The 12,765-nt window shown below is 64.9% G+C and carries 10 protein-coding genes; 5 read left to right on the top strand and 5 right to left on the bottom strand.

What is annotated here, in order from left to right:
- Positions 1-23: 23 nt before the first annotated feature.
- From KVT37_RS22975 to KVT37_RS22965, 3 genes are read right to left on the bottom strand one after another with little or no spacing between them, the layout of a single operon-like run.
- On the bottom strand, positions 24-458 hold the full coding sequence (locus KVT37_RS22975) for a VOC family protein (RefSeq protein ID WP_217577295.1): 435 nt from the start codon (positions 456-458) through the stop codon (positions 24-26).
- 2 nt (positions 459-460) lie between these two features.
- Positions 461-1,195, bottom strand: coding sequence for a FadR/GntR family transcriptional regulator (locus KVT37_RS22970; protein WP_217577294.1), 735 nt, complete (start codon positions 1,193-1,195; stop codon positions 461-463).
- The gene (locus KVT37_RS22965; RefSeq protein WP_254634204.1) at positions 1,192-2,628 is read right to left on the bottom strand and encodes an FAD-binding oxidoreductase; all 1,437 of its coding nucleotides are present in this window, start codon (positions 2,626-2,628) and stop codon (positions 1,192-1,194) included. Before KVT37_RS22965 ends, KVT37_RS22970 begins: the two co-directional genes overlap by 4 nt.
- Before the next feature lie 260 nt (positions 2,629-2,888).
- On the opposite strand from KVT37_RS22965, the gene KVT37_RS22960 reads away from it, so the two are divergent.
- Both KVT37_RS22960 and KVT37_RS22955 read left to right on the top strand, forming a co-directional pair.
- Positions 2,889-4,067 carry a M24 family metallopeptidase gene (locus tag KVT37_RS22960; RefSeq protein WP_217577292.1) on the top strand — a complete coding sequence of 393 codons (1,179 nt, stop codon included), beginning with the start codon at positions 2,889-2,891 and terminating at the stop codon, positions 4,065-4,067.
- A complete protein-coding gene (locus KVT37_RS22955) occupies positions 4,054-5,280 on the top strand; it encodes a M20 family metallopeptidase (RefSeq protein ID WP_217577290.1) in 1,227 nt (408 codons plus the stop codon). Before KVT37_RS22960 ends, KVT37_RS22955 begins: the two co-directional genes overlap by 14 nt.
- 33 nt (positions 5,281-5,313) lie before the next feature.
- Here the strand turns inward: KVT37_RS22955 and KVT37_RS22950 are convergent, their stop codons facing one another.
- Together KVT37_RS22950 and KVT37_RS22945 are read right to left on the bottom strand one after the other, a co-directional pair.
- Positions 5,314-6,594: a M23 family metallopeptidase gene (locus KVT37_RS22950; protein ID WP_217577288.1), complete on the bottom strand. Its 1,281-nt coding sequence runs from the start codon at positions 6,592-6,594 to the stop codon at positions 5,314-5,316.
- 130 nt (positions 6,595-6,724) lie between these two features.
- Positions 6,725-7,192, bottom strand: coding sequence for a peroxiredoxin (locus tag KVT37_RS22945; RefSeq protein WP_217577286.1), 468 nt, complete (start codon positions 7,190-7,192; stop codon positions 6,725-6,727).
- Positions 7,193-7,287: 95 nt separating this feature from the next.
- Here KVT37_RS22945 and KVT37_RS22940 point away from each other — a divergent pair, with 95 nt between their 5' ends.
- The 3 genes from KVT37_RS22940 (at position 7,288) to KVT37_RS22930 (ending at position 12,759) form a co-directional block, all read left to right on the top strand.
- Positions 7,288-10,689 (top strand): DUF3971 domain-containing protein, encoded by a 3,402-nt coding sequence (locus KVT37_RS22940; protein ID WP_217577284.1) that lies wholly within the window; start codon positions 7,288-7,290, stop codon positions 10,687-10,689.
- 42 nt (positions 10,690-10,731) lie between these two features.
- Positions 10,732-11,187, top strand: coding sequence for a hypothetical protein (locus tag KVT37_RS22935; RefSeq protein WP_254634203.1), 456 nt, complete (start codon positions 10,732-10,734; stop codon positions 11,185-11,187).
- Between the two features lie 90 nt (positions 11,188-11,277).
- Positions 11,278-12,759: a multicopper oxidase family protein gene (locus KVT37_RS22930; RefSeq protein WP_217577282.1), complete on the top strand. Its 1,482-nt coding sequence runs from the start codon at positions 11,278-11,280 to the stop codon at positions 12,757-12,759.
- The last annotated feature ends 6 nt before the right edge of the window (positions 12,760-12,765 follow it).

Here is a 12,765-nt window from a genome sequence, read left to right as displayed (position 1 = left end):
GCTCCTTGCCAGTGCGGCGTCGTCTACGGCTGTTCGTCGTGATAGTCGCCAGGGCCGCCGTCGAGCCAGGCGTAAAGCTCCCAAAGTGTGTCGTCCGGGTCGGTGAAATAGGCGCAGCGCGCGTTCCAGACACAGTCTTGCGGCGGGCCGTAGAAGGGAACGCCCCTGGCGCTCAGTTCGCCATACAGCCGGTCGATGTCGGCCGGCGTGTCGAGTTGCACGGCGACGCAGACCTTGTGCGCATGGCGCGGCGACTTCAGGTTGGAGACGCCGGTATGGCGGTTGATGTGGTCGAGCTCCCAGGCGGCAAGCGTCACGCCCTGGCCATGGAAATCGGCAAAGCCTTCGGCGCGGCGGCGCAGGCGGAAGCCGAGCTTTTCAACGTAGAAGTCGACGGTCCTCTCGATGCTTTCGACCAGCAGGCAGACGTCGGAGATGCGGGTGATGCTTGCCGGCATGGCTATTTCGCTCCGCCGGTTTTCGAAAGTGGCAGCTTGACGCCGACGCGGTTGGCGGCGCCGATGATATGTGCCCGCATCGCCGCTTCCGCAGCTTCCGGATCGCCCGCCACCAGCGCGTCATAGATGCGCACATGCTCGCCGACATTGATTTCGACGAGGTCGTGCAGCGGGTTGGTCAGGCGGGCGTAGTGGATCGACTGGCGGATCTGCTCGCAGACGAAGGAAATGAAGGTGTGGATGTAGCTGTTGCCGGTGGCGCGCGCGATTTCACGGTGGAAGAGCAGGTCGGCGTCGATACTGCCTTCTTCCCAGCGCTCCTCTCCGCCCATGCGGTCGAGCGCCGCCTTGATCGAATCGAGATGTTCTTTCCCACGCCGCGTTGCGGCGAGCGCCGCCGATTCGGCCTCGAGGATGCAGCGCAGCTCGAACAGCCGCTCCATGTTGTGTGTGTCCTTGAGCGCCTCGCGGTCGATGCGGATCGCCGCCCGCTGCTCGGGCGCCAGCACGAAGGCGCCGATGCCTTGCCGTGCCTCGATCATGCCGTCGGCCCTCAACTGGGCGATCGCCTCGCGCACCACGTTGCGGCTGACGCCGAATTTTTCGGAAAGCTCCTGCTCTGTCGGCAGGCGCGCGCCGGTATTCAGTTCGCCGGATTCGATCTCGCGGCTGAGGAAGGCGGCGACCCGATGCGGCAGGGTCTCTACGGTGCCGATGGCGGCCAGTCTTTGCTTCATGGAAAGGTCTCCGTCGCGGGCAACAGGCAGCCGGGATTCATCAAGTCGTTGGGGTCGAGGGCGTTCTTCAGCGCCGCGACCATGCGGCGATGCGCCGGCGAGAGCCCGGCCCAGAATTCGTGGGCGCGGCTGCGTCCGATACCGTGCTCGGCGCTGATCGAGCCGCCGAGGCCGACGGCTGTGTCGTAGAGCCCGGCAGTGATCGCAGCGCCGCGAGTGCGGGCCTCGGCATCGGCCAGATGTGACGGCGGCAGCACGTTGAAATGAATGTTGCCGTCGCCGGCGTGGCCGTAGGCCAGCGGAATCCAGCCGGGATGCTCATTCGCGACGAAGCGGCGGGCTTGCTCGATCAGAGCCGGGATGTCGGAAATCCTCACCGACAGGTCGGTGCGCACATGGTAGCCGCGCCTGGCCTGGCCTTCGACCAGGCCTTCGCGGATCGCCCAGAAACTCCTTGCCTGCACGCTGCTTGCAGCGAGAACCGCGTCGGTCACCAGGCCTTTCTCCATGGCATCGGCGAGGAAGCCGGCCAACAGGCCGTCGAGATCGATGCCCGGTCCGGAGGACAATTCGACAAGCACTTGCACGGGAGCCGAGACCGGCGCCGCCATGCCGGGATCGATCAGCCGGGCAAGCTCGATGCATTCGGCGCCGATGATCTCGAAGGCCGAGATCAAATCGGAGCAGGCCCGACGCGCGCGGTTGAACAACTGGATGGCAGCTTCGAAAGAAGCGAGGCCGAGATAGGCTGTCTCTATCTGAGCCGGCTTTGGAAACAGCTTCACCTCGACACCGGTGACGATACCCAGCGTGCCTTCCGAGCCGATGAAGAGCTGCTTCAAGTCGTAGCCGCTGTTGTTCTTGCGCAGGCCGGAGAAGCCGTTCCACAGTTCGCCATCCGCAAGCACGACCTCCAGCCCGAGGATCAGGTCGCGCGCCATGCCATAGCGCAGCACGTTGACGCCGCCGGCATTGCTCGCTGCGTTGCCGCCGATCTGGCAGCTGCCTTGCGCGCCGAGCGCCAGCGGGAACAGGCAATCCTGCGCCTCGCATGCGTCCTTGATCGTTTGCAGCACGCAGCCGGCATCGGCGCGCAATGTGAAGTTCTCGGTGTCGATTTGCCGGATGCTGTTCAGTCGCTCAAGGCTAAGGACGACCAAACCGGCGCCAGCGCTGTCGATCGCGCCTGAGACCAGTCCGGTGTTGCCGCCCTGCGGGATGACGCCGAGCCCGAGCCCACTGCACAGGCGCATCAGGGCCTGGACCTCGCCGACCGAGCCGGGCCGCAGCACGGCAAGCGCGTTGCCACGATAATCACCGGCCCAGTCGCCCAGATATTTCGCCATGCCGGCCGCTTCGACGGCAATGCCGTTTCGTCCGACGGCGCCTTCCATTGCGCTGAGGGTTTCCGGTGAGAGGCGATGGATGGTCATAAGATCGTGTCTGGATATCGGGTGATACATATCATCCTACAACTTAACTTGAGTCAACGGCTTCCATGATCGGTGGACAAAGTCGCCGATCTCTCGAAACGGGGCGGGCAAGTTGACGATGCTGCCCAAGGAGGCCGGTATTAGGCCCTGCCTATGCATGGCTCTGGCCGATTGCCGGTCGGTCGAAACCGCCGCAAAGGTGGACGACAAAGGGGAGCTTCGGCTTGTCCCCGACCATATCGATCCGGCGAGGAGAAAAGATGATTGAACTGCCTTTTGCCCGCGAAGAATACGGGCAGCGGCTCGCAAAGATCCGCGCCGAGATGGCCAGACGCGGCATCGAGCTCCTGATCGTCAACGACGTCGCCAATCAGCACTATATCACCGGCTATGACGGCTGGTCGTTCTACACGCCCCAGGTGGTGCTTGTTCCCATCGAGGATGCCGAGCCGGTCTGGATCGGCCGCGCCATGGATGCGGCCGGCGGCTTGCTGACGGCGTGGATGAAGCCCGAAAACGTGGTCGGCTTCCCGGAGGATCACGTTCAGCGCGCCGACCGGCATCCGATGGACTGGATCGCGGCCTGGATCGTCGCCAAGGGCTGGGGTAACCGTCAGATCGGCATTGAGCTCGAAGCCTATTATTTCTCGCCGAAGGCCCATGCCCGGCTGGTTGCCGGACTGCCCAATGCGAAATGGCACGACGCCGATCTGCTCGTGAACTGGATCCGCGCGGTGAAATCGGCGCCGGAAATCGCCTATCTGCGCAAGGCCTCGAAACTGGCCGAAGCGGCAGTCGCGCGCGCCTACGACGTCATTGCGCCGGGCGTGCGCGAATGCGACGCGATCGCTGCCATCCAGGCGGCGCAGATCGCCGGCAGTCCGGATTTCGCCGGCGACATCACCGCGCTGCCGCCGACGATCCTCGGCGGCGAAAATGCTTCGGCGCCGCACATCATGTGGAGCGACCGGCGGTTCGGGAAGGACGAAACGATCGCCCTTGAGCTGGCCGGCGTCTGCCGCCGCTATGCCGCCGGGCTCGCCAGGACGATGCAGCTCGGCCAGACGCCGACCCGCGTCGCGGACACCGCGAAGGCGGTGATCGAAGGCATGGATGCCGTGCTCGACACGGTGCGGCCTGGCGCCACGGCCGAAGCGGTCGAAGCGGCATGGCGCAAGGTCATCGCGCGTTACGGGCTGAAGAAGGAATCGCGCATCGGCTATTCGATCGGCGTTGCCTATCCGCCCGATTGGGGCGAGCATACGATCAGCCTGCGGCCCGGCGACAAAACAGTGCTCCAACCCGGCAATGTCCTTCATTCCATCCTGGGCATGTGGATGGACGGCTGGGGCATCGAGATCAGCGAGACCATTCTGGTGACCGAGACCGGCAACGAGACGCTGACGAAGTTCCCGCGGGATATCCATGTCAAATCCTGACCGGCCGTCTTCAGCAAGCGATACCGCGCCCGGGATCGATGCCGGGATTCTCGATCGGATAATCGAGATCCGCCGTCATCTGCATCGCCATCCGGAGCTTTCGAACCGCGAGGCGGGCACGCAGCGTTATTTGCGCGAAATGCTCGCCAGCGAAGGCATCGCCGAGATCCGCGATGTCGCAGGCTATGGCCTTGCCGTGGACATCGTCGGCACCGGCAGGCCGTCGAACCGTAAGGTGGCTATCCGAGCCGATATCGACGCCTTGCCGATCGAGGAAGAATCCGGCGTCGACTATACGTCGGAAAATCCAGGCGTGATGCATGCCTGCGGCCATGATGCGCATGCCGCGATGGGCTTCGCGGTGGCCGCGCATCTCAATCGCTCGCGCGACAGTTTCGGCGGTACCGTCCGCCTCATCTTCCAGCCGGCCGAGGAAGATGAACCGTCAGGCGGCAGGCGGGTGGTCGAGGAGGGACTTCTCGACGACGTCGATGCCGCGATCTGCGTTCATGTCGATCCGTATACCCCGTCCGGCAAGGTCGCCGTCGGGTCCGGTCCTTACACTTTGGCGTGCGACACGTTCGATGTGCTGGTCACCGGCTCGGCGGCGCATGCCGCAAAACCCTACGAGGGTATCGATGCGCTGACAGTGGCCTGTTCCATGGTGGGCGAATTGCAGAAGATCGTTTCGCGCGAGACCGACCCCTACGACCCGCTGGTCATCTCGGTGACCACGATCAACGGCGGCAATGCCTATAATGTGACGGCGGGCAAGGTGGCGTTGAAAGGCACTATCCGGAGCGGCAGCGACGCCACCCGCGAGCGCGCCTGGCGCCGGCTTCGCGGGGTGTTGGAAGGGATAGCCGCAAGCCATGGCGCGAGCGTGCAAGTCGAGATCCACCGCGGCGAACCTGGCGTCGTCAACGACGCCCAGATGACCGCGCTGATCCTTGCCGGCGCCAGGGCCAGCATCGGCGCGGACAACGCGCTCACCATGCCCGGATGGAGCATTGCCGACGATTTCGGTTATTACAGCGAGAAACGCCCGTCGGTCTATTTCCGGCTCGGCATCCGCAACGAAGAGGTCGGATCGGTCTATCCGCTCCACCACGCGAGATTTCGCGTCGACGAGGCCGCATTGAAGAACGGTGTCCTTACTGTGGTTTCGGCGGCAACGATGTATCTGGCCGGGCAGGAGAATCCTGGCGCTTAGCGAGCTCGCGGGCGCCGGCTTTGGATCGATCGGTCAAAGATATTGCGCGACTTTCTTGCCGACGGTCAGGAAGCGCAGCGGGTCGACCGCCTCGCCATCGTGGCGCACTTCGTAGTGGAGGTGCGGTCCCGTCGAGCGGCCGCTGCTGCCGGTCTTGCCGATCACGTCGCCGGCGGCAAGCTTCTGGCCGACGGCGACATCGATCTCACTCAAGTGGCCGTAGCGTGTCGCGAAGCCGTTGCCATGGTCGACCTCGACCATGCGGCCGTAGCCGCCGGCCCAGCCCGCTCTGGTAACCACACCGGCGGCGGTGACCTTGGCCGGCATGCCGATCGGCGCACGGAAATCCATTCCCGTATGCAGGGCGGCGGTGCCAAGGATGGGGTCGGTGCGCACACCGAACGGGCTCGTCACCGTGCGACCAGGGGCGGGATTGGTGAGCGGCAGCTTGCGCGCCTCTTTCTTGACCTCGTCGAGTGCGTCGAGCGCTTCGTCCAACTCCTTGACCTTGCTGTCGAAAACCAGCGAGGGATCAAGCGGAACCAGGGGGCCGCCGACATCGCTCTTGTTGAGTTCGCTGTCGACCGGCAGGCCCGCTGCTTCCAGCGCCTGCACGATGCCATCCGCATTCTTATAGGCGTTGTCGGCAAGTGTGGTGATGCGCGACAACTGCTGGTTCTCGATGGATTTCAGCGACGCATTGATCGAGACGAACAGCTTGTCGGCGCGGTCGGCGGCCGTTTCGCCGTCAAGCGGATCGGACCTTGTCGACCAGAGCGAGAAGGGTCTCGTATCGCCAGCGCTCAAGGATGCGACGGAATAGGTCGGCGCCTGCGAAAGGCTGCCGGTGACCTCCGCGTGTTCGTCACGCTTAGGTGCCGCCGCATTCGTTGCAGGCGCGTCGCCGACCTCGTTCTCGGCGCGCTCGAGAATCGGGCCGAGCCGCCCGTGGCGCTCGCTGAGCTGGGTCTGCCTGGCCAACAGCTCGCTGACCTTGGTCTCCATCAATTGCTGGTCGAGAAGCTGGCGGCTGGTGATGCGGTCAACCTGGGCGCGCAGCGCGGAGATACGGTCCTCATAGGCCTGCTGCATGCGCGCCTGTCTGGCCGTGGTGGCGCCGATCAGGTCGTCGCGCAGCACGAGGTAGGAGGTGGCGAGCAGGTAGCCGATGGCGATCGCCGCCAGCGCCGAGCCGATGAAGGCGGCGAGCCAGGGTCGGATCGTGAAGTGCCTAATTTCGTTGCCCCGGGCGATGATGACCGTGTGGGGCTCCTTGCGCCTGCCGAAGACCGCTGACTGACCGGTTGATTTCACGGGACCGAGCTTTCGTTACGACACCAACGACAGCTCCGAATTACACATTATTAGGGTTAACAAAGTTTTGCCGGCCGCAATGTCTGCGTAACCAATTCGCGTGTTGCGCGTGATCGGTTGTCCGTCCGTCTCAGAGCGCGCGCACGGCCTCGAGCACCTCTTCGGCATGGCCTTTGACGCGAACCTGATGCCAGATACGGGCGATACGGCCATCCTTGCCGATCAGGAAGGTGGCGCGCTCGACACCCATATATTTGCGCCCGTACATCGTCTTCTCGACCCACAAATGATAGGCCTCGATCACCTTTCGCTCCTCGTCGGCGACGAGATCGACGGTAAGATCGTGTTTCGCCTTGAATTTGTCATGTTTCTTCACGCTATCCGGCGACAGCCCGATCACCACGGCGCCGGCCTTCTCGAACTCCGGTTTCAACTGTGAGAAGCCGATTGCCTCATTGGTGCAACTCGTGGTGTCGTCCTGCGGATAGAAGTAGAGTACAACGGGCTTGCCCCGGAGCGCGGCGAGGCTGATAGAGCCGCCGCCGTCACGCGGAAGATCGAATTGGGGTGCTGCGTCGCCCACGTCGAGATCAGCCATGTCGATGCCCTTGTTTGCGGTTACGCGCGGGAAATCATCGATATAACGTGAAGCGGGGATTCGTCCACGACGAGTTCGTCACAACGGAATATTGCTTGGATCAGGAAGAACCGCAGCACGAGAAGATCAGGTTCAGGCGTGACGAGATCACCGACCTGGCGAGGCTTCCGTCCGCGTGCGGCGTGCCGCCGCTCGGCCGGGCAGCGGTGCGCCGCCGCTTCCGCTTCGTTGGGCGCGTGTTTGCCGGGCTTTGCGCGCTGCTGCTTCTGGCGGCGGCCGGCGTCTATATCCTTGGCGCCTCGGGCATCGGCACGGAACGGCTGCGGGCCGAGGCGGAGACGGCCATCGAGAAGCTGGCCGGCGTCGACGTCGACGTCACGGTCGGCGCGGCGCGGCTGACGCTCGACGGATCGAGCTTCGTCGCCCTGCAGGTCAGCGATGTCAGCCTGAAGACAGCCGACGGCAAGCCGATGGCCGATATCGGGCGCGTGCGTTTCGGCATGCGCCTGCTTCCGCTGCTTTCAGGCGATGTCCGGCTGACCAGCGCCAGATTTTCCGACGCGCATATCGTTGTGGCCGCCATGCCCTCCGGCGGTGGTGACTGGACGGCGGCGCTGCGCAACGGGGACGGCCTGATCGATCCGGAGAAAGTGTCGGCGGCGGTGTTCGTCGGCGTCAACGACGCGCTGGATGCCGTGCGCGAGGACTCCATGCGCCAGGTCGATCTGCGCAATGTCGCGTTCGAACTGCCGGGTACAGGGCCGGTCAAGCGGGTGACCGTCACCTCGGCCACCGTCGCGCAGACCGGCACGGGAAGCATGCAGTTCTCCTACGACGCCGATGTCGACGGCCGGCACGCGACTTTGACCGCCACGGCGACCCGCGATGCGACGGCGAGGCGGATCGCGTCGCTGGACGCCAGCCTCGCGATTGCCGGCGCCTCCGGTGAGGAGAGTTCGACCGGGGCTTCGCCGACGGCCGGGGGCGCGAAGCTGGGTTCGATCGCGCTGAAGCTTTCGGGCTCGGAAGCGTCCGGCGACAACCCGTCCCGCCTGGCGGCCTCGCTGTCGCTGACCGGTTCGGTGCTCGACCTGGACGAACGCGGCCTGATGCCGGCCGACGTCGATGCCGACGCCACGCTTGTGGCCGGTTCGAACAAGATCTCGGTCGACCGGCTGCTGATCAAGACCGGCCGCTCCAGCTTCGACTTTGCCGGATCGATCGGCCCGAAACCGGCGGTCGCGGGGCAAGAGCCCGCCTATCGCTATGACCTCACCAGCGACGGCTCGACGCTGGCGCCTTCGGAATCACCGGAACCGGCGCTTCAGTTCCTGGCGCGTATCGCCGGCGTCTACCAGCCGAAGAGCCGCAAGCTTGTCGCCGAGCAGATCGGCGTACGGTCCGGCGGATCGGGCGAGGTGCTTGGCGCGGCGACGGTCGCCTTCATCGACAACGGCCCTCCCGGTGTGTCGCTGTCGCTCAACGTCCACGACATGCCGGTCTCGCATGTCAAGCAATTGTGGCCTTGGTTCTCGGCCCGCAACGCGCGGCTTTGGGTGCTGGGCAATCTGTTCGGCGGCACCGTGACCGATGCCAATCTGCAGTTCCAGGTCGCGCCGGGCCGCCTGGGCAACGGCGTGCCGCTTTCCGGCGACGAAGTGTTCGGCCGCTTCCAGATCGACGGCTCGCGTTTCGATACCGCCGGCCGCATTCCGCCGATCCGCGACGCCGTCGGCGTCGTCGCGTTCCACGGCAACGATGTCGACATCGCGCTTTCCTCGGGCACCGTCTATATGCCGAGCGGCCGGACCGTGGCGGCAAGCGGCGGCACGCTGACGATCAAGAACGCGAACCGGCCGATCGTGGTCGGCGGGCTCGACATCGATGTCGCGGGTGAGGCGCCGGCGATCGCCGAGCTTGCCTCCTATGAGCCGATCAATGCCATGCGCCATGTCGGACTGGCGCCGGAAGACCTGTCCGGCACCGTCACCGGCCATGTCAGGGCGGACATTCCGCTGACAAGGGGCATGGACACCTCGACGCTCGATTGGCTGGTGTCGCTCGACTACAAGGACCTGTCTCTCGCCAAGCCGTTCGAAGACCAGACGGTGACCGAGGCCGACGGCTCCATCACCGTGGGCCCGAAGCAAGCGGTGATTTCGGCCGAGGCCAAGCTCAACGGCATTCCGGCGGAACTCGACCTGGTCGAGCCGCTCGCCGATGACGGGCCGGCGCGCAGCCGCAAGGTTACGCTTATTCTCGACGACAAGACGCGCAATGCCAGCATGCCCGGCCTGTCGGACCTGCTTTCGGGAACCATCAAGGTGGCGATCGACAAGAGCGGCGAGGGCGCCCAGCAGGTCTCGGCCGACCTGACCAGCGCCAGGCTCGACATTCCCTGGGCAGGCTGGAGCAAGGGCGCCGGCATTCCCGCCAAGGTCACTTTCGACATGGCGAAGTCTGGCAGCACCACCACATTGACGGATTTCGATCTCGACGGAAAAAGCTTTTCGATCGAAGGCAGCGTGACGCTGGTCAACGGCGCGTTGTCAGCCGCCCGCTTCAGCAAAGTCGCGTTGAACAGGGGCGATGACATCGCAGTCTCGGTCAAGCGCTCCGGCAAGAGCTATGCGGTCGATGTCGGCGGCGCGTCGCTCGACGCCCGCTCGCTGATCAAGCAGTTCACCTCCGATGTCGACACCGCCACGAAGGGCGCCGGCAGTGATGCCATCTCGGTGAGCGCCGATGTGGCGTCGCTGACCGGTTTCCATGACGAGGTGCTTTCCAACCTGAAGCTCGAATACAGCGCCGCCGGATCGCGCGTGAACGGGCTCGACGTCACCGCCGCGGCAAGCTCGGGCGCCGCGATCGCGATCAGCAACACCACCGGCGAAGGCGGCCGCGTGCTGAGGGTGAAGTCTGCCGATGCCGGCGCGATCCTGCGTTTCCTCAACGTCTACGAGCATATGGAAGGCGGCGCGATCACCCTGTCGCTCTCCGGCGCCGCCGACGGGCCGATGAAGGGACAGGTAGACGCCAGCAATTTCTATGTGGTCAACGAGCCCAAGCTGGCCTCGATCGTGTCGACGACGCCGGCCGGCGATACACGCAGCCTGAACGAGGCCGTCAAAAGCAACATCGATACGTCCAGGATGAAGTTCGAGCGCGGTTTCGCCGAAATCGACAAGGGTTCCGGCTACCTGAAACTGGCGAACGGCCTGCTGCGCGGCCCGCGCATCGGCACGACCTTCCAGGGCACGCTCTACGATCCGAACAACAATATGGATATGACCGGCACCTTCATGCCGGTCTACGGGCTGAACCGCATTTTTGGCGAATTGCCGCTGTTCGGACCGCTGCTCGGCAACGGGCGCGACCGCGGCCTGATCGGCGTCACCTACAGGCTCAAGGGCAACGCCAACAAGCCGACGCTCAACATCAATCCATTGTCCGTCGTGGCGCCCGGTATATTCCGCTCGATCTTCGAGTACCGGTAAGCCGGTTGCGTGTGGCGAGAATGTGGGGCTGTTTCGACCTTGATGTCGCAGCTCGACGCGACCATGGGTTTGGGACTTGCAAAAGCCATGCTTTGCCGTCAGCTTGAGCGGGCTATGGCTCGGCTTTCGCCAAAACATCTTCTGGTCATGCTGCTCGCGGTCTTCCTGACTGCGGGGTTCAGCCTGTCCGTTGCCCAGGCCAGCGCCATGTCAGTCCGTATGTCGGGCGCAGCGGCGATGCCGGCCGACACCGGCATGGGCGAAATGGCCGCGACACCCATGAAGGGCGATTGCAGCGCCTGCCTCAAGGACACGGGCAACAAAAGCAGACCGATGCAGTGTTCGACGGTCTGCATCGCGCCGGCGCTCGCCGTGCTGCCGCAGGATTTCGGGGTGACGCCGGTTGCCTCGGCGCAGCAGCCATCAGCCTTGCCGGCTCCATTCCTGCGTGGGCGAAGTTCCCTGCCCGATCCATACCCTCCCAGACCCATCGCCTGACGCCGTTTCAGCCGCAACTCGGCTGATACCCGGCGCCTGATCGCCTGCGCGCGCATCGCTGCGCCGCGGGCGCGCACGGCAATCAGTTCGATGTCGAGCCACTCGCCATCGATCGAGATCGCAAAGGGCTACAAGGTGAATTACGATTTCAAATATCGCTTATCGCGCCGAGGCTTTCTCGCCGCGACGGCGGGGCTTGCCGTATCCGCTTCATTATGTCCCGCCGTGGCCTCCGGCGTCGACGAGCGCAGCATCAGGATCGCGCCCGGCCAGGCGCGGCTCACCGGGCAGGATGGCCTGTCGACCGCTGTCTGGACTTATAACGGCGCCGTCCCCGGTCCGGCGTTGCGCTTGAGGCAAGGCCAGCCGGTCCGCATCGCCGTCGAAAACGGATTGCATGAGGACACCACCGTCCACTGGCATGGCATTCGATTGCCGAACGCCATGGACGGCGTGCCGGGCCTCACGCAGCCGCCAATCAGACCTGGCGAAAGCTTCGTCTACGAGTTCACGCCGCCGGATGCAGGCACCTTCTGGTACCACCCGCACGCTGACAGCCTCGTGCAGCTTGGTCGCGGGCTGGCCGGCCCGCTGATCGTCGAGGAGGCCGAGTCCGTCGCGTTCGATCGCGACCTTCTGTGGCTATTGCAGGATTGGCGGCTTGCCAAGGACGGCCAGATCGCGGGCGGCTTCGGCAGCGCCATGGATGCGTCGATGTCCGGCCGCGTCGGCAATCTGGTCACCATCAACGGCATCGTGCCGGCCGACCTCGACGTCAGGGCCGGCGAGAGGGTGAGGCTGCGGCTCGTCAATGCCGCGCTTGCCCGCATGATGGCATTGCGCTTCGAAGGGCACAGGCCGGTCGTCATAGCCATTGACGGCCAGCCCTGTGAGCCGCACGAGCCGGAGAACGGCCGCCTGGTGCTGGCGCCGGCGATGCGCATCGACATCGCGCTCGAGATGCAGGGCGATCCCGGCAGCCGGCACGACGTGATCGATGATTTTTACAACGGCCTCGCCTACCGGCTGACCACGCTTGCCTACAGCAAGGCGGTGCCGATCCGGCTGCATCCGCTCGACGCGCCCCTTGCCCTGCCACGCAATCCGTTGCCCAAACCCGACCTCGCGAATGCAGTGCGCCAGGAGGTCTTGCTGCAGGGCGGCATGATGGGCGGCGGCAAACTCGCCGGCGTCGGCGGCATGATGGGCATGGGGATGCCCGGTATGAACGGCACTCCAGCCTGGGCGATCAACGGCATGTCGATGACCGGCGACGGCCATGCGGGCATGGCGCCGCAGTTCACGCTCGAACGCGGCTCCACCTGCCGCCTCACCATGCGCAACGAAACCGCATGGTGGCATCCGATGCATGTCCATGGCTTCAGCCTCTCGGTGCTTTCCCGCAACGGCGCGCCGGTGCCGCACCGGCAATGGCAGGACACGGTGCTCTTGGCGCCGAAGGACACGATCGAATGCGCCTTCGTCGCCGACAATCCCGGCGACTGGATGCTGCACTGCCATGTCGCCGACCACCAGATGGCCGGCCTGATGACCGTGTTCCGGGTGACCTGATTTTCA

The sequence above is a fragment of the Mesorhizobium sp. GbtcB19 genome (genome assembly GCF_019091085.1).
Lineage (GTDB): Bacteria > Pseudomonadota > Alphaproteobacteria > Rhizobiales > Rhizobiaceae > Mesorhizobium.
Note: the sequence above shows the minus strand (reverse complement) of the source record. Positions and strands in the feature narration are given on the sequence as shown.

Bases quoted from the DNA above. Each gene is read 5' to 3' on its own strand.
- KVT37_RS22975 (WP_217577295.1), bottom strand. From the start codon at position 458: ATGCCGGCAAGCATCACCCGCATCTCCGACGTCTGCCTGCTGGTCGAA.
- KVT37_RS22970 (WP_217577294.1), bottom strand. From the start codon at position 1,195: ATGAAGCAAAGACTGGCCGCCATCGGCACCGTAGAGACCCTGCCGCAT.
- KVT37_RS22965 (WP_254634204.1), bottom strand. From the start codon at position 2,628: ATGACCATCCATCGCCTCTCACCGGAAACCCTCAGCGCAATGGAAGGC.
- KVT37_RS22960 (WP_217577292.1), top strand. From the start codon at position 2,889: ATGATTGAACTGCCTTTTGCCCGCGAAGAATACGGGCAGCGGCTCGCA.
- KVT37_RS22955 (WP_217577290.1), top strand. From the start codon at position 4,054: ATGTCAAATCCTGACCGGCCGTCTTCAGCAAGCGATACCGCGCCCGGG.
- KVT37_RS22945 (WP_217577286.1), bottom strand. From the start codon at position 7,192: ATGGCTGATCTCGACGTGGGCGACGCAGCACCCCAATTCGATCTTCCG.
- KVT37_RS22935 (WP_254634203.1), top strand. From the start codon at position 10,732: ATGTCGCAGCTCGACGCGACCATGGGTTTGGGACTTGCAAAAGCCATG.
- KVT37_RS22930 (WP_217577282.1), top strand. From the start codon at position 11,278: ATGTCGAGCCACTCGCCATCGATCGAGATCGCAAAGGGCTACAAGGTG.